The organism is Luteolibacter ambystomatis, from assembly GCF_018137965.1.
Lineage (GTDB): Bacteria > Verrucomicrobiota > Verrucomicrobiia > Verrucomicrobiales > Akkermansiaceae > Luteolibacter > Luteolibacter ambystomatis.
In genome coordinates, this window is record NZ_CP073100.1 from 3,321,193 (window position 1) to 3,344,733 (window position 23,541).

The window sequence follows — 23,541 nt, forward strand, 5'->3', positions numbered from 1 at the left end:
GTGCTGCTTACAGGTTTAGCCCGAGCCGCTTGCGGTCTCAGGCAGAAGGATTCAGGCGATGGAAAGTGGAATCGGTATCGGCGCGAAATGCCTCATTTGGGGGTTGTGGAATCTCGCGCCGGTGCCGGTGCCCGGAGATACTCCAGGGCGGCACGAAGCCGCCCTGGAGAAAATCCGGAATGTGAAGTTACTTGAGCTCGATCTTGGCGCCAGCTTCTTCGAGCTTTTTCTTGGCGGCTTCGGCAGCGTCCTTGGCGACGCCTTCGAGGATCTTCGCCGGAGCGCTTTCGACAAGCTTCTTGGCATCGGCCAGGCCGAGACCAGGGGAAACTTCGCGGACCGCCTTGATGACGGCGATCTTGTTCGCACCACCGTCGGTGATGACGACGTCGAATTCGGTCTTCTCTTCGACGGCTTCCGCAGGACCAGCGGCAGGGCCGGCGGCGGCGACAGGAGCTGCGGCGGAAACGCCCCAGGCTTCTTCCAGTTTCTTCACGAGGTCGGCGGCTTCCAGGACGGTGAGCTTGCCGAGTTCTTCAACGAGTTGTTCGATATTAGCCATTGTGTTTCTCCTTTGCGGTATCGTCGCGCCCGGAGCTCCGGGCATTTCAGAAGGGGCCCCCTTCCGACGAGGAACCATTGTGGGTTCAGGCGGTGGCACGGAGATGCCACCGCCGTCTGTTCAGATTGTTTATTCGGCAGCCGCTTCGGCGGCCGGAGCTTCTTCCGTGGATTCGTCGGAATCCGGGTTGAACTTCGCCTTGATGACGCGGGCGATGCTCGCGGCCGGCTCGAGGATGGTGCCAAGCAGCGAGGACAGGATGGCTTCGCGGGACGGGATGTCGGCGATGGCCTTGAGCTTGTCCGCGGAGAGGATGGCGCCGTCGAGGATGCCGATCTTCATTTCCGGCTTCTTGAACTCCTTCTCGAAGTTCTTGATGGCCTTGGCGGCGGCGAAGACCTCGCTCTCGCCGGTGACGAAAGCGGTCTGGCCAACGAGACCGTCAGCGATGTCCGGCAGACCGGCTTCCGCCAGCGCCTTCTTCATGTAGCTGTTCTTGGCAACGAGGCACTTGGCACCGCCGTCCGAGAGGCGGTTGCGCAGTTCGGTGAACTGCTGCACCGTCATGCCGGTGTAATCGATCACGATCACGTACGGGGAGGTGTTCACCCGGTCGAGCAGCCCGTCGATGATGATTTTCTTATCGGGATTCATGGTCGTTCCGTGGTTCAGGCGGATGCCTTGGTGTAGGTGGCCGATTCAAGCGGCAGGCCCGGCAGCATGGTGGCGGCGAGGGTAGCGCTCTGGATGTAGTTGCCCTTCGCGGAGGCGGGCTTGGCACGGACCACGCTGTCGACGAACGCCTGGGTGTTCTCGATGAGCTGCTCCGGGGAGAAAGAGGACTTGCCGACGGGGCCGGAAACGTTGCCGTTCTTGTCGAGCTTGAAGTCGACGCGACCGGCCTTCACTTCCTTGACGGCCTTGGCGACGTCATCCGTCACGGTGCCGGTTTTCGGGTTCGGCATGAGGCCGCGGGGACCGAGGACGCGGGCGATCTTGCGGACTTCGGTCATCGCGTCCGGCGTGGCGATCGCGGCATCGAAATCGGTGAAGCCACCCTGCACCTTGGCGATGAGGTCTTCGTAACCGACGAATTCCGCACCGGCAGCCTTGGCGGCTTCGGCGGCGGCACCCTGGGCGAAGACGGCGACGCGGACGTTCTTACCCGTGCCGTGTGGCAGCGAGACGGAACCGCGGACCATCTGGTCGCTCTTGCGGGGATCCACTCCGAGGTGGAAGGAGATCGTGACGGTGGGATCGAACTTCGGAGCCGGGAATTTCTTCACGGTTCCGACGGCGTCGCTGAGCGTGTAGGACTTGCCGGCTTCGACGAGCGCGACAGCCGAGACGTAGCGTTTGCTGCGGTGTTTGGCCATGGTGGTGTTTGGTTTGCAGTTCGGTCGGATTCCGCTTGTCGGAACCCTCCTGCGGGTGCCGGACGATTTTCACCGTCCGGCTGAGAGCATTAGTAGCCTTCGATCTCGAGACCCATCTGGCGGGCGGTGCCGGCCAGGATGCGGGCGGCGGCTTCCGGGTCCTTGGTGTTGAGGTCCGGCATCTTGATCTTCACGACCTCCATGAGCTTTTCCTTGGAGATCTTGCCGACCTTCTTCTTGTTCGGCTCACCGGAGCCCGAGGCCAGACCGGCGGCCTTCTTGAGAAGGTTGCCTGCGGGGGGCTTCTTGGTGATGTAAGAGAAGGTCTTGTCCTTGTAGACCGAGATCACGACCGGGAGGATGTCACCGGACTGGCTCTGCGTGGTGGCATTGAAGTCCTTGCAGAAGGCCATGATGTTGACGCCTGCCTGACCGAGGGCGGGACCGACGGGCGGGGACGGATTGGCGGCTCCGGCTGGAATCTGGAGCTTGATGAGTTTGACGACTTCCTTGGCCATGGTGATAGGGAGTTACAGTGACGTTCTTGAGATCGGAGGAACCGGAGGAAAACCGGTCCGGCACCGGGAGGGCTTCAGGCGCGCTCAACCTGCCAGTATTCCAGTTCAACCGGCGTGCTGCGGCCGAAAATGGTGACCGAGACGCGGAGCTTGCCGCGTTCCGGGTCGATTTCTTCCACGATGCCGGTCTGGCTCTGGAAGGGGCCGTCGGCCACCTTGACGGTGTCTCCGACTTCAAAAGTGATGGCGGGGCGGACATTTTCCTCCCGCTCGCGGATCTGGGCCAGCATTCCCTCAACCTCGCGCGGACGCATCGGGATCGGACGGTCCTTGGTGCCGGCGAAGCCGATCACGCCTTCCATCTCCTTGATGAAGTACCAGGCCTTCTCGACGAGCTGGTTGTCTTCGGTGATGAGGCTCATGTTCACCAGGATGTATCCCGGGAAGAACTTGCGCTTGGTTTCGGTCTTTTTGCCGCGGCGGATCTCGGAGACCATTTCGGTCGGAACGAGAGCGTCGAACACACAGTCACCCAGCTCCTCGGCTTCGGCTTGGCGGAGGATGCGCTCGCGGACCTTGGATTCCTGACCGGAGAGGACGTGGACCACGTACCACTGGTCTTTGGCGGGCGGGATGGCTGGCATGAGGAAGGTCGGAAATAAAAAAATGGAAACCGAAGTGCCGTCAAGGGCGCTTCAGTGTCCGAAATTGGTGAGGAAGGTAACGATCTCGACGTGGAGGAAGTCCCAGAATTGGACAAAGCCCGCGACGAGCACCATCGCGATCAAAACCACGACCGTGGAGTCGATCAGTTCTTTGTACTTCTTGACGCCCTTGATCTTCGGATCGGACTCCCAGGGCCAGCTGGCTTTGCGGAGTTCTCCGAGGGTCTCGCCGATGAAGCTGCCGAGTTTCATGAAGTCTGCTTTGCGGGGATGAGAGGGAAAATGGCACGGCAGGTAGGACTCGAACCTACAACACCCGGTTTTGGAGACCGGTGCTCTACCATTGAACTACTGCCGTGTTGAGGCGACTGCGGGGCAGTCCGGTTTTAGCCGGAATGCCCCGGAATCCAGCGTTCCAATCCGCGCATGGCGCGCGGATTGAAAGCTCTTCGCGAAATATTAGTCAAGGATGTCGCCCACGCGGCCGGCGCCGACGGTGCGGCCACCTTCGCGAATGGCGAAGCGCATGGTCTGCTCCATGGCGATCGGGGTGATGAGCTCAACCTCGAGGTTGACGTTGTCACCCGGCATCACCATTTCAACGCCTTCCGGAAGCTTGATGCTGCCGGTCACGTCGGTGGTGCGGAAGTAGAACTGCGGACGATAGTTGGAGAAGAACGGGGTGTGACGGCCGCCTTCTTCCTTGGACAGGACGTAGATTTCGCCCTTGAACTTGCGGTGAGGCTTCACGGTGCCCGGCTTGGCGATGACCTGGCCACGCTCAAGCTGGTCCTTCTTCAGACCGCGGAGGAGGAGACCGACGTTGTCACCCGCACGACCTTCGTCGAGCAGCTTGCGGAACATTTCGATGTCGGTGACGGTGGTCTTCTGCGTGTCGCGGATACCAACGATTTCGACTTCTTCCATCTTCTTGATGATGCCACGCTCGACACGGCCGGTGCAGACCGTTCCGCGACCTTCGATCGAGAACACGTCTTCGATCGGCATGAGGAAGGGCTTGTCGATCGGACGCTCCGGCTCCGGGATGTAGGAGTCGACGGCTTCCATCAGCTTGAGGATGGCTTCCTTGTACTTGGCGTCGCCATCGAGGGCGGCCTTGGCGGAACCCTTCACGACCGGGATGTCGTCACCCGGGAATTCGTAGGTGGAGAGGAGATCGCGGACTTCCATCTCGACGAGCTCGAGGAGCTCTTCGTCATCAACAAGGTCGACCTTGTTCATGAACACCACGAGAGCCGGCACGCCGACCTGGCGGGCGAGAAGGATGTGCTCGCGGGTCTGCGGCATCGGGCCGTCAGCGGCGGAAACAACGAGGATGCCACCGTCCATCTGGGCGGCGCCGGTGATCATGTTCTTCACGTAGTCGGCGTGGCCGGGGCAGTCGACGTGCGCGTAGTGGCGGATGTCGGTCTCGTATTCGACGTGAGCGGTGTTGATCGTGATACCGCGCTCGCGCTCTTCCGGAGCGGCGTCGATATCGGCGTAGTTCTTGGCCTGAGCGAAGCCCTTTTCAGCGAGGGTGTTCGTGATCGCGGCGGTGAGGGTGGTCTTGCCGTGGTCAACGTGGCCGATGGTGCCGATGTTGACGTGCGGCTTGTTACGCTGGAAGGATTCTTTAGCCATGGTGGTTGTTGGTTCGCGTGAGAGTTGCCGGATGAAGCGGACAACACCGCTGGAGCTCGTGGGGGGAATTGAACCCCCGACCTCATCCTTACCAAGGATGCGCTCTACCCCTGAGCTACACGAGCAACTGGCGTTGTACACCTCTCCCACCGGAGGACAAAAATTCCGCGGTCTGCTCCGGAGTTGAATCCGGAACCGGCCGCGGAACCGGTGTCGGCCCTGGCGGGGAAAGCGGGCGGAAGTTGAACAAAGCCGTCGACTCTGTCAAAAAAAATATCCTTGGAAAGAAGATTTTCGCCGGGCCTCTGATTTCAAAGGGTTTGAGGAGTTGCCGCGGCCGGTTCGGGTGCCTCCGCCTCGACCAAATGGGAGACCCGGCGCACCGAAATGCATTTTCCGGTCTCCGTATCCACATCCACGATCGCGCCGCACAGGCGCACCGGACCTTTCGCCACGGGAAAACGGGTCGGCAATCCGGTGCGGAACCGCCACACCACCGATTCCACCGAGCGCCCGAGCACGGAATCCTCCGGGCCGCACATGCCAGCATCCGTCAGGAAGCCGGTGCCTCCGGGGAAAATGCGCTCGTCCGCCGTCTGGACGTGGGTGTGGGTCCCGACCACGAAGGAAGCCTTGCCGTCCAACAGCCTGCCCATGGCGATCTTCTCGCTGGTGGTCTCGGCATGGATCTCGCAGACGATGATGTTCACCCCGTCCGCCCGCAGACGCTCGACCTCGGCCTCCGCAGCCAGAAACGGGTTTTCCAGCGGCGGCTGGATGAACGAGCGGCCCTGTACCTGCACCACGCCGACCTTGCCCTTCGCCGTTTCCAGCACCACAGAACCACCGCCCGGCGTGCCCTCCGGATAGTTCAGGGGGCGTAAAAGGCGCGGCTCGGTCGGAAAATAATCCACGATTTCCGGCTGATCCCAGACGTGATCACCGGTGGTGACGACCGCGGCCCCCGCGCGCAGGAGATCAATGGTGATCCGCGGCGTGATTCCCCGGCCGCCGGCGGCGTTTTCGCCATTGACGATGATGAAATCGACTCCTTCTTCCTCGCGGAAGCGGGGTAATTGGGCGATGACAGCCTTGCGGCCCGGCTCGCCGACGACGTCACCCAGAAACAAGATGCGGAGAGAGGACATGATGCGGAAAAACGTATGCGGCCTGAAGGCCCACCGGCCGAACTAACCACCCCGATCCGCCACCGACAACCGAATTCCCCCATGTCGCTCTGCACCAAAGCACTGGCGTTTCTTGTGCTGGTTATCCTCGCCGCGGGCAGCTGGCTGGCGCTGCGCCAGCCGGAGAAACCGGTCGTCCTTCCCGCCACCGAACGGCCCGCGGTGACGACGATTCCGGCCTCCCCACCGGGAGAAACCACCACTCCGGAACCCGAGCGTCATCTTGGACCGCTGGGGGACGCCCCGGACTGGGCGGCGCTCGATGCCTATCAGGGCACCATCAGCCGGAAGGATTTCGAGCAGTTGCTGGATACCATCTTCACCACCGGCAGCGGATGGCGGAGTTACTTCTCCATCAACGACCAGGAGGCGGTGATCGCGACCGACGCCAGCGACAGCGGCCTGCGCTTCCATCTGCGCTTCGCCGCTCCGGATCACACTTCCCCTGCTCCGCGGCATTGGCGGACCGCCCGGGAATTGCCGCCCGCGCCCCCGGAGCGCCCGCTGGAGGGACTCCGCATCGCGATCGACCCCGGCCACATCGGCGGGGAGTGGGCGAAGATGGAGGAACGCTGGTTTGCCATCGGCGAGGCTCCACCGGTCTGCGAGGGCGATCTCACCCTCGCAGTCGCCCGGCTGTTGAAGCCGGAACTGGAATCGCTCGGCGCGACCGTCACGCTCGTCCGCAACGACTCCAAGCCCCTCACCCCGCTGCGCCCGGAAACCCTGATGGCAGCGGCGGAGGCAGCAACCGATCCCGGCGGCGATGTCCGCAAGACCGCCGAGCGCCTGTTCTACCGCACGGCCGAAATCCGCGCCCGGGCGGAGTATGTGAACCGCACCCTCAAACCGGATCTCGTTCTCTGCCTGCATTTCAATGCCGAGGCGTGGGGCCATGCATCCAATCCCTCGCTGACCGATCATTCCCACTGCCACCTGCTGCTCAACGGCGGCTATACCGACGAAGAGCTCGCCCTCGCCGACCAGCGTTACGAGATGCTTCGCAAGCTCCTCCAGCGCACGCATGCCGAGGAAGCCGCCGTGGGTGCGGACGTGGCCGCCTCCTTCTATTCGTCCACCGGTCTGCCGCCCTACACTTACAACCCTCTCTCGCGGAACGCCCGGATGGTGGATGGAAATCCCTATCTGTGGGCGCGCAACCTGCTCGCCAACCGGCTCTACGATTGCCCGGTGATCTTCATGGAGCCGTATGTGATGAACTCCCGGCACGACTACAACCGTATCCAGGCCGGAGACTACGAGGGGACGCGTGAGATCGATGGCAAGCTGCTGCCCTCCATTTTCCGCGAGTACGCCGGAGCAGTGGCCAACGGGTTGAAAACCCACTATGCCAAGGTCCGGCAGGGCGAGCCGCTGCTGCCCGAACACTAGCATCGCCCCTCTCTTGAAACTACTCCTCTGCGGCCACGGCTACCTGGGCCAAGCCATTTCCCGCGAATTCCTGACCGCAGGCTGGGACATCACCGCCACTTCCCTCTCCGGTGGTGATGGCACACGTTCCTGTGATCTTTCGTCCGCCGCCCAGGTGGCTGCCCTCGCGGACGAGCAGCCCGACTTCCTCGTCCACTGCGCCGCTTCGGGCCGGGGTGGTCCGGAGGCCTACCGCGCGGTCTATTTGGAAGGCTGCCGCCATCTTGTCGCGACCTTTCCCGGCATCCCCCTGCTCTTTACCTCCAGCACGTCCGTGTATGCGCAAACCGATGGCTCGGTGGTGACGGAGGATAGCGACGCCGAACCGGATCGCGAGACGGGGCTGATTCTCCGTGAGACGGAAGAGCTCGTTCTCGCCTCCAGCGGCATCGTTACACGTCTGGCCGGCATCTATGGCCCGCACCGCAGCGTGATCCTGAAGAAGTTTCTCAATGGTGAAGCGGTGATCGAGGAAGACGGCCGCCGCTATCTGAATCAAATCCATCGCGACGACGCCGCCCGCGCCATCCTGCATCTGGCATCTTCTCCATCTGATATTTCAGATTTGAAATCTCAAATTTACAACGTCGGCGACTCGCACCCCCTCACCCAGTTGGAGGTCTACACAGCGCTCGCTTCGATTTTCGAAAAACCGCTGCCGCCCTCCGGCCCGCGTGACCTCAACCGCAAACGCGGCTGGACCCACAAACGGGTCTCGAATGCGAAACTCCGCGCCACCGGTTGGGAACCGCTCTATCCATCTTTCCTCGACGCCGCACCATACCTCGCGACCACGCTCTGAGCAAATCCCTCGATTTCATGACAATTCCATGACACATCCGGAGATGAAACCGGCTGTCATCCTTGCATGAGATCAATCGTTCTCGCTTCCGCACTCACCCTCGCCGCAGCCGCCGCCCAGACCTCCGCGCCTCCGCTGAACGAACTGTTGCGCGACGGCCTCTTCGCCGAGGAAGTTTCCCAAGACAGCGAGGAGGCCGCCCGGAACTACAACCGGGTGCTTTCCCGCGCCGCAGCCGACGAGCCTTTCATCGCCAATGCGCTCTTCCGGCTGGCGGAAATCCGCCGCAAGCAGGATCGCAGGGACGAGGCCATCGCCCTCTATCAGCGGCTGCTCACGCGTTATCCGGACGCCGATCCGCAAGCGAAGTTGAGCCGCGAGGCGCTGGCCAAGCTGGGAGTGGCCGACACCACCTCTCCCGGCCCCATACAGGAGGATGACGAATCCCGCGAAGTCCAGAGGCTGGAAAAGCTGCTCCAATCCAGCCCGGACCTGCTTCGCAAGGACGACTTCTTCCTCGATAACATCCAGAAAGGCTGGGAGCGCCCCATCGTTTTCCTGCTCGATCATGGTGTGGCGGCCAACCGGGAGGCCGTGGGCAACGGGTTGGTCAAAGCCGCGACCATCGGCCACCTGAATATCGTCAAAGCGATCCTCAGCCGCGGAGTCGATCAGAAGGGGGATCTCGCCAAGAAGGCGCTCTGCTGTGCCGTCAACGCGGGCAACACCGCCATCGTCAAACTGCTGTTGGAATCCGGCATCACGCCCTTGTCCGAACGCGCGGGAGACATCCCCAGCCACTATCCTCCATTGGGTCTCGCGGCCACCAGGAACCATCTGGACATCGCCAGGCTGCTCCTGGAGCACGGTGCCGACGTCAATCAAGGTCCACTGGAGGAAGGCAGGAGCATCCGGGTGGAAGGGCTCACCACGTCGTATGCAAATCCGCTTTTCGCAGCCATCGCCAACAAGCATGCGGGCATGGTCGCCCTGCTGATCGAGAAGCGCGCGAACCTGAATGTGGCGAGCAGCTACACCGAAGCCACCCCTCTCGCGCTGGCCGCAGATATATCCACGAAAACCGGCACCGAAATTCTCTCTCAACTGCTGGCCGCGGGAGCCGACCTGAAGACACCGGTGCCGGGCAGCCGCTCGCTGCTCCAGCGCGCGGCCTTCTCGGACAATGTCGAATCACTCAAGCTGCTGCTCGACCGTGGCGCGGTGCCGGAGCCCGGATGGATTGCCAGCGGATTCACGCCCTCCGGCGAAAATGCCAGGTTGGAACTTCTGCAGCGTTACGCGTTTCCGGTTTGGAGCCAGGAGTCCAAAGTCCGGATCATCGTCAGTGTCGGTGGCCATATGAGCGATGGCGCCCCGGGCAAAACCGACTCCGACAACAACTTCATCACCACAACCCCCATTCTAGCCGATCGTGACAAGAATGATGCACTCGGTTGCCCGGCGGCGCTCCTGCTTGAGGTGAAGTTCCTGAGCGCTTCCACGCCCGCCACGGAACTGACTCTCTATCGCCGCAAGCAGGAAGGAGGCTATCTCACCATTCCATTCGATTTTGGAAATCCCGCACCCTATCCGGAGTTGCAATGGGGTGACATCCTGATGGTGGGTTACAAGCAGAGCACCCCTCCCCGTTCCGGATCGTCCAGCTCCGGATGGAGCGATGAAATCGGAACCTCTCTCCTGCAACATGTGGTGGTGCCGATCATCGTGGAGCTGAATGGCAGGGAACAAGCCCTGACACTGCATGGCGACTGCCTCGTCTATGATCCCACCAAGCCGGTGGCTCCGTGGCTCGGCTCCCGCGAACTGGCCGGGCTCTTGTTTGACCATATCCCCGACCAGCACATCACGATCACCATTCACCGGAAAGGATCGGCCGGGCCCATTTCGATCGATCCGAACGACCCCGGTTCCGACAAGCCGCTGCGTGCGGGAGACCGTCTGGTCATCCACCGTGACAAGCAAGAGCGCCGGAAGGACGAAGTCCGGGTCGTCTCTCCGGATTTGTGGTTCGATCTCCGCTTGGGGGAAGACCCTTTCTTCTCCCGGGAAGAAGCAGAGAGGCAATTCCTCCCGCCCACCTTGTTCCAAGCCATTGCCGACTGCTACACCGGCATCCGCTGGCCCGACAACCTTCCCTATCCTTCCACTCCTCTGAAATTGCTCGAGCGCATGCATGGAGTTCGAACCCTGCTGCCCCATCCGGATCTCGCCCACGTCCGCATCCGCCGGCAGAACTCCGATGGCGGCGAAACAATCATCGACGTGAACATCGATGAAGCGGCTTCACGTTGCACCAATGAAACGACCTCCGCGGAGGCCAGGCTTCTCGATCAACCTCTCGTTCCCGGTGACATCGTGGAGCTGAAGACGCTCCCCGGCACAACCGATGTCCCATGGGCCGGCTTCAACGAAGCACAAAGCCGCCTGTTCACCAAGGCACTGTCCGGTCAGGTCACCCTGGTGAGCGGAGGACAATCCATTGCCAAGGACATCCTCTATGCTCCGGCCACGATGCTGCCTTCCTCCTATGGGCCGGTGCCGGTCGAACGCTCCGCCAGGAACAGGACTCCACTCAGGCTCGCCGAGGCGCTGCGCGGGTGGGGGTATTCGGATGCCGGCACGATCAACCTGACCCGGAATGGCAAAACCAGCGAGGTCAGCGTCCCTGCGGTCCTGCTGCAGGATGGCGACCGGATTGAATCGAAATCCGGCCTGTTGCCTCAAGGGGTCCGCCCGCCCCGGCCACGAAGCGCCCCGAATACTCCGGGTCGGTAACCACCAGTCCCCAGCGTCATTGATGAAAGTCCGCTTCCCGCTGCTCGCCGCCTTGGTGCTGGTGCCGATGGTATTGCTCTCGGTGCTGGCGTGGCGGGGCGCGCATGCGCGGCGTGTGGAACTCATACATGAGCAGGGGGAGGAGGCACGGCGTCTGGCCTTGGCCTGCGCGCTGGAGATCCGGAAGGAAATGGATCTCACCGCCATCAGCATTCCCAACTATCCCGACCCTCCCATCCCACAGGCCGACGACACCTGGAGCCGGAAATTGGAGGCGGCCGCCACCGCCGAGGAACTCCGGAAGTTGCGGGATGATCCCGCCGCCGGACTGACCACCTCGGGTCTGCCCGTGCGCGCGCTCGCGGCCTTCCGGATTTTGGAGATCACGGAAGCGGCTGCTCCGGGAGTGACACGGACGGACCAAACAATGTCCCCCGATGCAAAAGAATTCGAGCGCTTGGTCACTCACGAAGCGCCCTCGGTGATGACCGGCTTGCTGTTGGAACAAGCAGCCAATGAACCAATCGGTCCGGACGCGTTGGCCTGGCCCTCGCGGCAATCTCTCCGGGAATGGGCCGCCGCGCTTCCTCCGGATGCCAGACAGTGGGTGGGCACCTCGTGGCTGGACAATGGGAAGCACCTCACGGTGCCTCCGGACTGGATGGCGAAACTGCCGGCTCTTGTAAAAACCCCGGGGTGGAGCGCCCGGGCTGAGATTGTCGGCGTCGATGGATACCCGTACCACAACAAGCCGACAGCCGAACAGGAAGTCTCCGGCTACCCCGGTCTCTCGATCCAGATCATGCCCCCGAAGGCGGGAGTCGTGGAGGCGGGGCTGGCCGCACAGGAACGTCTGTCGCTGGTGATGGTCGTGGCATCCGCCGTCACGGCCTTGGGTGGCATGGCGCTGCTCCATCGCACTCTCGCGCGCGAACGCCGCCTCAACGAATTGAAGAGCCACTTCGTCGCCAGCGTCTCGCACGAACTGCGCGCGCCGGTGGGATCGATCCGATTGATGGCGGATGCCCTCGATGCGGGAAAGGTGGCACCGGAAACCGCCGCGGAATTCCATCGCCTCATTTCACGCGAGGGAAAGCGGCTGTCCCATCTGATCGAGAATGTCCTCGATTTCGCCCGCATCGAACAAGGGCGGAAGCGCTGGCACTTCGAGCCGACCGACATGGTGTCGCTGGTTGCGGACACGATGAAGGTGATGGAACCTCCCGCCGCGGAGAAGCGGATCGCGCTGGGATTCATCCACGGTGTTTTCACAGCGGAACCGGAAGTGGATGGGGCGGCTCTCCAGCAGGCACTGATCAACCTGCTCGACAATGCGATCAAGTTCTCCCCTCCCGACAGCGGCATCGAAGTCATCCTAGCCTCCGATGACCGCTGCTGGCGGCTCGCCGTGAGAGATCACGGCCCCGGCATCCCCAGGTCCGAGCATGCACGGATCTTCGAACGCTTCTACCGCCCCGGAGACGAATTGCGCCGGGAAACGCAGGGCACCGGCATCGGCCTCAGCCTGGTCAAAGCCATCGCCGAAGCCCATGGTGGCAAGGTCGAACTCGACAGCCGTCCGAACAGCGGCAGCACCTTCACCCTCGTGATCCCCCTCCATGCGCCTGCTGGTCATTGAAGACGAACTGCCGATGCGCACCGCATTGGTCGAAACGCTTTCCGCGGAAGGCTACCGTGTACGCTCTGCCGAAAACGGAGAAGAGGGGCTGGAGATCGCATGCACGGAAACTTTCGATCTGGTCCTGCTCGACGTGATGATGCCGGTCCTCGATGGCTTCTCCGTATGCCGGGAGCTGCGGAAGCGCGGCCGGCTCTTCCCCATCCTCATGCTCACCGCCAAGGGCCAGGTGGATGATCGCGTGGAGGGCCTGGACAATGGCGCGGACGACTATCTGGTGAAGCCTTTCAGCCTGCGCGAACTTCTCGCGCGCGTCCGCGCGTTGCTCCGCCGTCACGAACAAAAAAGCGCGGTGCCGGAGACGGTGCAGCTTGGATCGGTCACGCTGGATTTCAAAAAGCAGATCGTGCATCGCAGCGGTGCCGAGCTTCCGCTTTCAGACAAGGAAGCGGGAATGCTGCGCCTGCTGGCCGCGCATCCGGATGAACCGGTGTCCCGCGAGCGCTTTCTGGATGTGGTCTGGGGCTACAATGCCTATCCCTCCACCCGCACGGTGGACAATTTCATCGCCGCCTTGCGAACCAAGATCGAGGCCGATCCGGCAGCGCCCCGCCATCTCATCACGGTGCGTGGCACGGGATACCGGCTGGTCCCGTGATCCCGTTTGACGTCACGCCAGAGTGCCTCCAGATTCGCGATCATGAGAAAACTTCTCTCCATGCTCCTGCTCTGCCTCGGCATCCAGACCGGATGGGCGGATTCCACAGCCAAGAAAACGGGAGCCGCTTACGAACCCCAGGAAGGAGACATCGTTTTCCAATCCCTGCCCAATGGCTGGGGCATGGATCTGGTGGATGCCATCGAAGGATCGACCCACTCGCCCTATTCGCATTGCGGGATGGTTTTCCAGACGAGCGGTGCGTGGATGGTGATAGAGGCCATCGGCCCGGTGCAGCACACACCGCTCGCCGAGTGGATCGCCCGCGGCCGCAAGAAGAAGGTGTGGGCTTATCGTCTGGCGGAGGATCAGAAGAAATTCATCCCCACCGCGCTCGCCGCCATGAACAAGGATCTCGGCAAACCCTACGATCCACGCTACCGCTTCGACGATGATGCGATCTATTGCTCCGAGTTGATCTGGCGCGGATGGAAGGCCGCCACCGGCCACGGACTCGGCAAGACGGTGAAGCTCGGCGAGCTCGATTGGCAGCCGTATCGCAAGCTGATCGAACGGATCGAAGGAACCACGACCATTCCGGTGGATCGCGAGATGATCACCCCGCGCGATCTTGCAGCAGCGAGGGAACTGACCCAAGTCTATCCCCTGCCGTAAGCATGGTGGCTGGAAACCATGCTTTCAGAATGTAGGGGAAAGCTCCAGCTTTCCCTCTTCGGAGGCGGACGCCGCTTCGCCTGACACTCCACCGCCAACCTGAGCTGGCGGATACCATTCGAAAGCGGAGCTTCCGACTACATTGTCAACAAGGACCATCGATGACACGCCACCGGCGCGTCGAACCATGGATTGCCCGACAAGGCTGGATTGAGAATCGCCACGCCTCCCGCACCGGGATCAGCCTGTATCCAATCCCGCCCGCCGAAATAGATCATCACATGCCGGCCATCCCGTGTGATCGCAAGATCGCCCGGTTGGAGACTGTTGCAATCGAGGGCACGGACCGAGCCTTCGACTCCGAGTGACCGGGTCAATCCACGATAGCCTTCGCCCAACGCTTTCGCGCTCGCATCGTGCCACCATTGGTCCGCCCACATCCTGAAGGCCGCACCATTCCCATGATGCCAGCCTTGATTGAAAAGCGCATCGCGCATCGCCCGCCGTGGCAGACCGGAGCAATCGATGCCCGAACGGCCCTCTCCACCCCAGAGATAGCGCACGCCTTCGTAACGTTTCATGGCGGCGACGTAGTCGTCCCGAAGCTCATTCCGATCCATTGGGTGTGATGGCAGGAAAAAAGGAATGGCTGCCACCAGCGGAGCGAAGCGCAACGGCCATCGCCACAACGAGTCCCGGCTCCAACACAGCAGGGACACCCATACGCCCGCGATCCCATAGAGCGTTCCGAGCCTGAACGCCGCATCGTGATATGGCCAAAGGACCAGAGCGGCCAAAACGGTAACGGAACCGATGAAAAGCAGGCGAATGAACCTCGGAAGCATCTCCTCTTTTCCACTCCCGCCGACGGGCTTTCCATATTCATCAACCGCTTCACCGCGATTTCACACCGGCTTCACGGAACGTGGGCCAACACCCCATTGAGAATGCCGAACACCTCCGGCTCCAGGCCACGATCCGGCGAACCTTTCAGACAAGACGCGAACCACTTCTGGAGCACGGAACGCTGCTCCGATGGCAGCAACCGCACACGGCTTTCACCGGTGGCGGAACCGACTGCTTCCACATCCCGGCGTCCATGCGCGCGGTCGATGATATTCTGATACCGCAGCAACATCGAGTCCAGCAGCACCCACGGAAAGTTCGGGCTCGCGGGCGGGCCAACCACAAGGTTCCGGCCATCGCCACCGGCGAGCTTGATGCCGCCGAACTTCATCTTGAGTTCCGGCAGGCTTCCTCCCTTGAAGAACGCGGCGATACCACCACCCAGCGCACCAATCACCGTGCCTGCTCCGAGACTGTGGACGCCCACGCCGAGATCAAAAGCCGCTCCGGCCGCTCCGCCCGCGATCGCTCCCGCCGCCGCAAGCTGGCCGCGACCGAGCCCCCACTTCCGCCACGTTTCCTCGGTGGCGAGATCAAGGCCCCGATGGGAAGCGGGATCGGCATCGATGCGCAGCAGATGATGCCGGTAGAGCTTGAGCAGCTCCTTCACGCAATCGTTCTCGATCTCCGCGAGCTTCTTGAAATAGCGCTCGGACATTTCCGTCCGCTTGCGCTCACGGCGTGCGGGCAAGCCCTGGTCCTTTTCATCGAGCGGCTCATGAACGCGCAGCAGCAGGGATTTCTCAAGGAAATCCACGATGGCCTCTGCTGACAGTTCGCGGCGTTCCTGCCACTCGTCCTCCATCTTGCCGAGCACGCGCCGGATCGCATCGCCGTGGCGCTCGTCGATCTGGAGCAACGATTCGAGCAATTTACGACGTTCCTCGTAGCGGGCCGAATGAGCATCGAAGGTACGGACGAGATTGAAGGTCGCACCGAGGCGTTCGCGCCACGCGCTTTCCTGGCCGGGCGGGATGTCGCCCTGGGGATTGAGCAGCGCGAGTCGCGGGCGCCCGGTCCAGCGCAGGATTTCCATCTCCGCGAGGAAAGCATCACGCAGCGGATTGCTGGGATCGACCACGTAGAGCACGCCCGCTCCGGCCACTACCGGCTCGAGCAAGCGCACCTCATCGGGAAAGCGCGCGCCGCATTCCGCGACAAACCGCTGCACATGCGGCGGTCCGGGGGTGCCGCCACCCGCGATGCGTTCGATCTCGCGCATCGCCTCCACCGGTTGCTGGAAGCCGGGCGTATCGAGAAACCGCACCAGTTCCTCGCCGTGGTACACCACGGGGAGTGCCTGCACCCGCGTGGTCTCACCGGGCGTGGCGCTCACGCGCAGCACATCGTTGTCATCCACTTCCAACAAGGTGGCCAAGGTGGCAGTCTTGCCCGCGTTGACGCGACCGACGACGGCGAAGGATGGAATCGCCTCACTCACGCCGCACCTCCTTCCACAAAAATCAGTTCGATTTCCGAGCCTCTCATGCCATCCGCAAAGTTCTCCCACGTCCGGCGCTCTTCCGCCGATGGCGGACGGATCGCTCCAGCCTCGGCATTGCCCACGAAGAGGATCACCCGCCGGTTCTCCTTCACTTCACCCACGCGCGCCAGCAGACCCTCGATCTGCCGGGGCGAAAGCGCCCAACCCTCCGCGAGCAACACGATGGCCGCATCCGCCCGCGACAATGCCTCACGGGCCGAGGCTTCGCTGGCGGCATCCAGCACACCGATGCGTTCCCACGCGACGGGGTTTACCCGCAGCTTCTGCAAAAGAATCGGCCGAAGCTTGTCAGGAGAAAAACCAGCGCCGCCCACGTCGATCACCAGCGCGCCATCGGCCGGACGATTGTGGATCTCCTCCCGCTGTTCCGCCGCAAACCACTCGCGCCACGCCGCGCGGTGATGCTTCGATTGGAAGGACAGCGCCTTCAATGCCCGGCCCTCCTGCCAGCGACAAACCGCGCGTAGGATCCAGCGTGGGCCCATGCCCCACACCACCAGCGACCACAGCAGGAAGCGCCACCACTCCGGCGGACCGGGAGCGAGCTTGCCGACCTCACCGGGTTCCCAGCGGGTAGCGTCGAGGGTCAGGGAGCCCGGCACCGCGATCGGATCAACCCACTGCCACGGGGCGGAAAGGATGTGGGTCACCTGCCATAGCACCGCTCGCATGGTGGACTCGGTGGTGGTTTCCCAGAAAAAGCCGATGTTCCGGAACAGGATCAGCCCGGCCAGCGCCGCCAGCGCGCCGAGATTGAATGCCACCCCGGCGGTCTGCACCGATCGAGCCAACCGCCATAGCACGGCCTTCCGGGCTGCCGCATCCTCCATCAGGCGGTGCCACCATTCCGGGTCCTTCTCCCCGGAGAAACGCCGGGCCAGCACCCCGACCCAGCCTTGGATCTGCGAAAACGCTTCCCCTGCCCGCCGATGGAAGAGCCACGCCAGCAGCGCGCCCAGCAGCACCAGCCATTGCGTGCCGAGCACCAGCGCGAGGAAGAGCCCGACATTGATCCCACCGCGCTCCGGCTCCCACAGGCCGAGGACGGCCGAGCCACCCACCAGAGCCATCACGACCGCCAGGCAGAAGGTGACGCCACGGAGCGCTCCGAGAAATTTCCGCCCCGGTCCGCCAGATCCCGCCTCCCGCCAGCTTTCGAGCCACCTCCGCCACACCACCCGCCGCTCCGCTCCCTCCATGAGTAGGGAGCTCTTCTCCTCCTCGCCAGGGCCTGAGGACGCGGAACCCAAGGCCTGCTCGAAATCGATCAGATCCGCCAAATTCCACCTCCCACGATCACGCGCCATCCGCACTAACAGAGCCCATTTTCCATACGGTGGCAACGTTGAGGATCACTCCACGCCTCTCAATAGTACAATTTATTTGCATTTGCATATTTAGAGCAAATAGAAGAACAGCGTCCAATCCACATGAAAGCCATTCCATCCTCAGTCGTCCTCCCTCTGCGGAGCCTCGCCGCAGCCTCCCTGCTCCTCACCGCCGCCGGGTCTTCCGCAGCCATCGCCAGCTACTATGTCGGCGTAGACAACCTGCAGAACTTCACCAGCGGAACCTATCAGGGCCAAGCGAACCCCAATCACGGACGGCTCACCTTCCTCTATGCCCACCCCAACTATAACACGCCCGCCAGCAGCCACTATCACTCGAAGGGCGTCTATACCCTGAGCGGGCCGGCCGGATCTCCGACCGTGATCACCTCCTCCTCGAACTACCTCCCGGAAGGAGCCAATCCGCCTCTCCAGTTGACGGCAGGAAGCGGTTTTTATGCGAACAAGCTGGTCAGCAATCCTTACACGGATGCCGCCAATCCCGGGTTCCATTTCAGCCAACTGAACATCCGCGACACCGCCGACCTCAGTACCTCGGCTCCCGGAACCGCCGAGCAATTCCTCTTCAACAGCTCCGCAGGCCGCTGGAATTCACCGATTGCAGGAGCCGATATCCATCTCACTCTGGTCGGACTGAGCGAAGGGCTGCGGATCGGCGACATCAGCGCGCTCGATATTGGCCTGAATGCGGCTGGTGATGAATTCCACCTTGGGGATGACATCGATTTCACACCGGCCTTCTGGGTCGATGCCTCGGCGGCACCGGGCACCTACACCGCCACCTTCAAGTTGACGGACGAAAGCGGGCTTTTCCAGGAATCCGGCAATTTCGAATTCCGGTTCACCGTCGTTCCCGAACCGTCCGGTACCCTGCTGATCGCGGGAGCAGCGGCACTCGGAATCATGCGCCGTCGCCGCCACTGAGTCAAAAAAGCCGCCCCGACAGGCAAGCAACCTGTCGGGGTATAGCACCGGCCAATAAACGCATCAACACATCCGGATACGAAGATTTGACTCTTGCCCACCGGTGGTTCGTATCTAGATTGGCCCGCCCATGGCCATCATTGATCCGACCGCCGAACTCCGCCGCGCGATGCAGAACCGTATTCTGGTTTTGGACGGTGCGATGGGAACGACGATCCGGGGCTACGGACTCAATGAAGTGCAGGCCCGCGGCGACCGCTTCGCGAAGAACGACAAGGATCTCCTGAACAACGGCGACATCCTCTCGATCACCCGCCCGGACGTCATCGCGGACATCCACCGCCGTTTCTACGAGGCGGGATCGGACATCTGCGAGACGAACACCTTCTCCGCCACCGGGATCGCCCAGAGCGAGTTCTTCGTGGAGGACCCGCGCGAGCACGGCGGGCGGAAGGACCCGGAGTTCTTCCAGAAGATCTTGGAGAACTCGTTCCTCAACGACCTCGCGTGGGAGATAAACGTTGAGTCGGTGAAGCTCTGCCGCAAATGGGCGGACGACATCGGCTCCGATACCGGTCGCAGGCGCTACGTTGCCGGAGCGATCGGGCCGCTCACCGTTTCACTGAACATTTCCCCGGATGCGGATGACGCGGGATTCCGTGTGGTCACCTTCGATCAGGTGAAAGCCGCCTACACCCACCAGATCCGCGCGCTGATCGAGGGTGGCGCGGACATCCTGATGGTGGAGACGATCTTCGACTCCCTCAATGCGAAGGCCGCGCTGGTGGCGGCGCAGGAGATCTTTGAGAAGGACGGCATCCATCTGCCGCTGATCGTCTCCGCCGCAGTCGGCCGTGGTGGAGAAACGATGATTTCCGGCCAGACCGGCGAAGCCCTTTGGAACGCGGTGGCAAACGTGAAGCCGCTGGCCGTGGGCCTGAACTGCTCGCTCGGCCCGGACCTGATGCGGCCGTTCCTGGAGGAGCTCTCCTCGAAATCGAGCGCCGCCATTTCCTGCTATCCGAACGCCGGTCTGCCGAACCCGCTGGCCGCGACGGGCTTCGATCTGGAGCCGGGCGACATGGGCCGCTGGTTGAACGAATTCGCCGAGGCTGGTCTGCTCAACATGGCCGGTGGTTGCTGCGGCAACACGCCGGAACACGTCGCCGCGATTGCCAAGGCCGTCGAACGCCATGCCCCGCGCGAATTGGCGGAGCCGAAGCCCGCGTTGCGGCTGTCCGGCTCGCAGCCATTTACCGCGGACGAGAGCACCGGCTTCCTGATGATTGGCGAGCGCACGAACGTGGCGGGCTCGCCTCAGTTCGCGAAGCTGGTCCGCGCCGGAAACCTCGAAGAGGCCGTGGCCGTGGCCCGCCAGCAGGTGGAGAACGGTGCGAACATCATCGACATCTGCTTTGACGACGGACTCATCGACGGCAAGGCAATGATGGAGCGTTTCCTCAATCTCGTCGCCGCCGAGCCGGACATCGCCAAAGTGCCGATCATGGTGGACTCCTCGAAGTGGGAGATCCTCGAGCAAGGTCTCAAAGGCCTGCAAGGCAAAGGCGTGGTCAATTCGATCTCGCTCAAGGAGGGCGAGGAGGTCTTCAAGAACAATGCCCGCACGATTCTGAGATACGGCGCGGCGGCGGTGGTGATGGCCTTCGATGAACAGGGCCAGGCCGCGACCTACGACGAGAAAATCCGCATCTGCGAACGCGCCTACCGCATCCTCGTCGATGAGGTGGGCTTCTCCGGCGACGACATCATTTTCGATCCGAACATCCTCACGGTCGGCACCGGGATGGAGGAACACAACAACTACGCGGTCGACTTCATCAACGCCACGCGGTGGATCAAGGAGAACCTGCCGGGCGCGCGCGTGTCCGGTGGTGTCTCCAACATCTCGTTCTCCTTCCGTGGCAACAATCCAGTGCGCGAGGCGATGCACTCCGCCTTCCTCTACCACGCCGGCAAGGCGGGAATGGACATGGGCATCGTCAACGCGGGGATGCTGGAGGTGTATGACGAGATCCCGAAGAACCTGCTCGAACATGTCGAGGACCTGCTGCTGAACCGCCGTCCGGACGCGACCGAGCGGATGCTGGAGTTCGCCGAGCAGTTCAAGGGCAAGGGCGGCGCGAAGAAAATCGAGGAGGATCTGGCGTGGCGTGACACCACCGTCGAGAAGCGTCTGGAGCACGCGTTGCTCAAGGGCATCGACAAGTTCGTCGACGAGGACACCGCGGAAGCGCTGGCGCAATACAAGAAGCCGCTGAGCGTGATCGAAGGTCCGCTGATGGACGGCATGGGCGTGGTCGGCGACCTCTTCGGTGCGGGCAAGATGTTCCTGCCGCAGGTGGTGAAGTCCGCGCGCGTGATGAAAAAGTCCGTCGCCTATCTCAATCCGTTCATGGAGGCCGAGAAGGTCGAGATGCTCGCTGGAGACATCGAGCGCATCAAAAGTGAACATCCCGGCATCACCGACGAGGAGGCGCTCCACCGCGCCGAACGCGGACGTTCCGCCGGTCGTTTCCTGATCGCCACCGTGAAGGGTGACGTCCATGACATCGGCAAGAACATCGTCGGCGTGGTGTTGTCCTGCAACGGCTACGAAGTCACCGACATGGGCGTAATGGTCTCCTGCGACAAGATCCTGGCGAAAGCCGAGGAGATCGGCGCGGATGTCATCGGGCTCTCCGGCCTGATCACGCCATCGCTCGATGAGATGATCCACGTCGCGAAGGAAATGGAGAAGCGGGGCTTCGGCGAGCGCGGCATCCCTTTGCTGATCGGCGGTGCGACCACCAGCGCGGCCCACACCGCAATCAAGATCGCCCACCATTACAGCGCGCCGGTCGTCCACGTGCTGGATGCCTCGCGCTCGGTGCCGGTGACCACCGCGCTGCTTTCCGCCGACCAGCGCGAACCCTTCGTCGCCGAGAATTCCGCAAAGCACGAGAAGCTGCGCAAGCAGTATGCGGATGGGCCGAAGAAGCCGGTCGTGTCCCTGGCCGACGCCCGCGCCAATGCGCGTCAGACCGACTGGACGACGGTGGACATCGCGACGCCGTCGTTCACGGGCACGCGTCGTTTCGAAACGCGCGCGGACGCACCGTTCATCTGTGAACAGCCCGGCGACTACGAGGCAGGCTTTGCCGCTGATGAAATCATCCCGCTCTCGCTTCGCGAGTTGGTGAACTACATCGACTGGACGCCGTTCTTCCACTCCTGGGAACTGCGCGGCGTGTGGAAGTACGATGAGAAGCGTTTCCAATCCTCGAACCCCGAGGTGGTGGAACAAGCGCACAAACTCCATGCCGATGCGCTGGAACTGTTGGAGCGAATCATCACCGAGCAGCGTTTCGTCGCTCGAGGCGAGTTCGGTTTCTTCCCGGCGAATGCGGAGGGCGATGACATCATCATCTGGAACGACGCCACCCGCACCACCGAACGCACGCGCTTCCACTCCCTGCGCCAACAGATCAAGAAGGACACCGGCAAGCCGAACGAAGCGCTCAGCGATTACGTGGCACCCGTTGGCGCACGCGAGGATTTCACTGGCGCCTTCGTCGTCGGCATCCACGGTGCGGAGGAATTCGCGGCCACCTTCGATGCGGCGCACGATCCTTATCAATCGATCATGACCAAGGCGATCGCCGACCGCTTCGCCGAGGCCTTTGCAGAACTACTCCACCACCGCGCCCGCGTGGCGTGGGGCTATGAGAAGCCGGGCGATTTCACCAACGAGCAGCTCATCAAGGAAAACTACCGCGGCATCCGTCCGGCTCCCGGTTATCCCGCACAACCGGACCACACCGAAAAGCCGCCGTTGTTCAAACTGCTAAACGCGGAGGAGATCACCGGCGTGACGCTTACGGAAAGCTGTGCCATGCATCCCGGCGCGGCGGTGTGCGGCCTCTACTTCTCGCACCCGGAGAGCCATTACTTCATGATCTCCGAGTTGCAGAAGGACCAGATCGAGGACTATGCCGCGCGCAAGGACATGAGTGTGGAAGAAGTCGAGAAGTGGCTGTCGCCGTGGATGGGATATTGAAAAGACCACGCAAAGTGGTTCCAATCTAATGCCCTTTTGATAACAGCTTGGCCGGTGTTTCCTGTTAGCATGGATGGATGCCATCCGTCCCATCTTCCTCCCTCGCGATTCTGATCGACGCGGACAACGCCTCGCCGACGGTCATCGCCGCGCTGCTGGCTGAGGCCGCCAAATACGGCACGGCCAGCGTCAAAAGAATCTATGGCGACTGGACCCATGACCGCCTGGGAGGATGGAAAAAAGAACTGCTCCATCACTCCATCCAGCCCATCCAACAGTTCGCATACACGACCGGGAAAAACGCGACGGATAGTGCCATGATCATCGACGCGATGGATCTGCTCTACACGAACCGCTTCCAAGGCTTCTGCCTCGTCTCCAGCGACAGTGATTTCACCCGGCTGGCAACGCGTATTCGCGAGCAAGGCCTGACGGTCTATGGATTCGGAGAGAAAAAGACACCCGCTCCGTTCGTCTCTGCCTGTGACAAATTCATCCACACCGAACTGCTGGAAGTGCCGGGTGAAGAAAAAGACACCAAACCGGACAAACCCACCGCCAAGGATCTGCGGAAAAACACAAAACTGATCAATCTCATCGATCAAGCGATCAAAGCCGGAACCCCGGAAGAAAGCGATTGGGCGAATCTCGGAGCTGTCGGCAGCCTGATCAACAAACAACATCCCGCCTTTGATTCGCGCTCTTACGGATACCCCAAGCTCCGGAGTCTCATCGAGGCAACCGGCCTCTACGAATTCAACCCGTCGGAAAAACATCTTCAGGTCAGACGAAGACCCAAGGCCTGACCGGTTTGTCCAACCAACCGCGATTCTTGCGAAATATCCGAT

At 62.2% G+C, this 23,541-nt stretch carries 20 protein-coding genes and 2 tRNA genes; 9 read left to right on the forward strand and 13 right to left on the reverse strand.

The window, feature by feature from the left end; all coding sequences use genetic code 11:
- Positions 1-187: 187 nt before the first annotated feature.
- The 10 genes from rplL to KBB96_RS12635 form a co-directional block, all read right to left on the reverse strand.
- Positions 188-562: a 50S ribosomal protein L7/L12 gene (rplL, locus tag KBB96_RS12590; RefSeq protein WP_211629798.1), complete on the reverse strand. Its 375-nt coding sequence runs from the start codon at positions 560-562 to the stop codon at positions 188-190.
- A gap of 129 nt (positions 563-691) precedes the next feature.
- Entirely contained in the window at positions 692-1,216 is a 525-nt protein-coding gene (gene rplJ / locus KBB96_RS12595) for a 50S ribosomal protein L10 (RefSeq protein ID WP_211629799.1), read from the reverse strand.
- A 14-nt stretch (positions 1,217-1,230) separates the two neighbouring features.
- Positions 1,231-1,938, reverse strand: a complete 708-nt coding sequence (gene rplA, locus KBB96_RS12600) for a 50S ribosomal protein L1 (protein WP_211629800.1) — start codon at positions 1,936-1,938, stop codon at positions 1,231-1,233.
- 89 nt (positions 1,939-2,027) lie between these two features.
- On the reverse strand, positions 2,028-2,456 hold the full coding sequence (gene rplK, locus KBB96_RS12605) for a 50S ribosomal protein L11 (protein WP_211629801.1): 429 nt from the start codon (positions 2,454-2,456) through the stop codon (positions 2,028-2,030).
- A 74-nt stretch (positions 2,457-2,530) separates the two neighbouring features.
- Positions 2,531-3,100, reverse strand: a complete 570-nt coding sequence (gene nusG / locus KBB96_RS12610) for a transcription termination/antitermination protein NusG (RefSeq protein WP_211629802.1) — start codon at positions 3,098-3,100, stop codon at positions 2,531-2,533.
- Positions 3,101-3,151: 51 nt separating this feature from the next.
- Entirely contained in the window at positions 3,152-3,373 is a 222-nt protein-coding gene (locus KBB96_RS12615; protein ID WP_211629803.1) for a preprotein translocase subunit SecE, read from the reverse strand.
- Between the two features lie 31 nt (positions 3,374-3,404).
- Positions 3,405-3,479: transfer RNA gene (locus KBB96_RS12620), tRNA-Trp, on the reverse strand.
- 101 nt (positions 3,480-3,580) lie between these two features.
- The gene (tuf, locus tag KBB96_RS12625) at positions 3,581-4,765 is read right to left on the reverse strand and encodes an elongation factor Tu (protein ID WP_211629804.1); all 1,185 of its coding nucleotides are present in this window, start codon (positions 4,763-4,765) and stop codon (positions 3,581-3,583) included.
- Positions 4,766-4,815: 50 nt separating this feature from the next.
- Positions 4,816-4,890: transfer RNA gene (locus KBB96_RS12630), tRNA-Thr, on the reverse strand.
- Between the two features lie 186 nt (positions 4,891-5,076).
- A complete protein-coding gene (locus tag KBB96_RS12635) occupies positions 5,077-5,913 on the reverse strand; it encodes a TIGR00282 family metallophosphoesterase (RefSeq protein ID WP_211629805.1) in 837 nt (278 codons plus the stop codon).
- Positions 5,914-5,994: 81 nt separating this feature from the next.
- Between KBB96_RS12635 and KBB96_RS12640 the strand changes: the two genes are divergently transcribed.
- From KBB96_RS12640 to KBB96_RS12665, 6 genes are all read left to right on the forward strand, one after another.
- Positions 5,995-7,344 carry an N-acetylmuramoyl-L-alanine amidase gene (locus tag KBB96_RS12640; RefSeq protein WP_211629806.1) on the forward strand — a complete coding sequence of 450 codons (1,350 nt, stop codon included), beginning with the start codon at positions 5,995-5,997 and terminating at the stop codon, positions 7,342-7,344.
- A gap of 13 nt (positions 7,345-7,357) precedes the next feature.
- A complete protein-coding gene (locus tag KBB96_RS12645; protein WP_211629807.1) occupies positions 7,358-8,185 on the forward strand; it encodes an NAD-dependent epimerase/dehydratase family protein in 828 nt (275 codons plus the stop codon).
- A 66-nt stretch (positions 8,186-8,251) separates the two neighbouring features.
- Positions 8,252-10,981, forward strand: a complete 2,730-nt coding sequence (locus KBB96_RS12650) for an ankyrin repeat domain-containing protein (RefSeq protein WP_211629808.1) — start codon at positions 8,252-8,254, stop codon at positions 10,979-10,981.
- A gap of 22 nt (positions 10,982-11,003) precedes the next feature.
- Complete coding sequence (locus KBB96_RS12655) at positions 11,004-12,620, forward strand: sensor histidine kinase (protein WP_211629809.1); 1,617 nt, start codon at positions 11,004-11,006, stop codon at positions 12,618-12,620.
- On the forward strand, positions 12,601-13,278 hold the full coding sequence (locus KBB96_RS12660; protein ID WP_211629810.1) for a response regulator transcription factor: 678 nt from the start codon (positions 12,601-12,603) through the stop codon (positions 13,276-13,278). Before KBB96_RS12655 ends, KBB96_RS12660 begins: the two co-directional genes overlap by 20 nt.
- Before the next feature lie 42 nt (positions 13,279-13,320).
- Positions 13,321-13,953 (forward strand): YiiX/YebB-like N1pC/P60 family cysteine hydrolase, encoded by a 633-nt coding sequence (locus tag KBB96_RS12665; RefSeq protein ID WP_211629811.1) that lies wholly within the window; start codon positions 13,321-13,323, stop codon positions 13,951-13,953.
- A gap of 137 nt (positions 13,954-14,090) precedes the next feature.
- On the opposite strand, the gene KBB96_RS12670 is transcribed toward KBB96_RS12665, so the two are convergent.
- The 3 genes from KBB96_RS12670 to KBB96_RS12680 form a co-directional block, all read right to left on the reverse strand.
- On the reverse strand, positions 14,091-14,534 hold the full coding sequence (locus KBB96_RS12670; RefSeq protein WP_211629812.1) for an NlpC/P60 family protein: 444 nt from the start codon (positions 14,532-14,534) through the stop codon (positions 14,091-14,093).
- A gap of 335 nt (positions 14,535-14,869) precedes the next feature.
- The gene (locus KBB96_RS12675) at positions 14,870-16,300 is read right to left on the reverse strand and encodes a GTPase/DUF3482 domain-containing protein (RefSeq protein WP_211629813.1); all 1,431 of its coding nucleotides are present in this window, start codon (positions 16,298-16,300) and stop codon (positions 14,870-14,872) included.
- The gene (locus tag KBB96_RS12680) at positions 16,297-17,643 is read right to left on the reverse strand and encodes a DUF2868 domain-containing protein (RefSeq protein ID WP_211629814.1); all 1,347 of its coding nucleotides are present in this window, start codon (positions 17,641-17,643) and stop codon (positions 16,297-16,299) included. Before KBB96_RS12680 ends, KBB96_RS12675 begins: the two co-directional genes overlap by 4 nt.
- Positions 17,644-17,793: 150 nt before the next feature.
- Here KBB96_RS12680 and KBB96_RS12685 point away from each other — a divergent pair, with 150 nt between their 5' ends.
- The 3 genes from KBB96_RS12685 (at position 17,794) to KBB96_RS12695 (ending at position 23,499) form a co-directional block, all read left to right on the forward strand.
- On the forward strand, positions 17,794-18,636 hold the full coding sequence (locus tag KBB96_RS12685) for an all3515 family Zur-repressed PEP-CTERM protein (RefSeq protein WP_211629815.1): 843 nt from the start codon (positions 17,794-17,796) through the stop codon (positions 18,634-18,636).
- A 130-nt stretch (positions 18,637-18,766) separates the two neighbouring features.
- Positions 18,767-22,693, forward strand: coding sequence for a methionine synthase (gene metH / locus KBB96_RS12690; RefSeq protein WP_211629816.1), 3,927 nt, complete (start codon positions 18,767-18,769; stop codon positions 22,691-22,693).
- A gap of 77 nt (positions 22,694-22,770) precedes the next feature.
- Entirely contained in the window at positions 22,771-23,499 is a 729-nt protein-coding gene (locus tag KBB96_RS12695) for an NYN domain-containing protein (protein WP_211629817.1), read from the forward strand.
- Positions 23,500-23,541 lie beyond the last annotated feature (42 nt).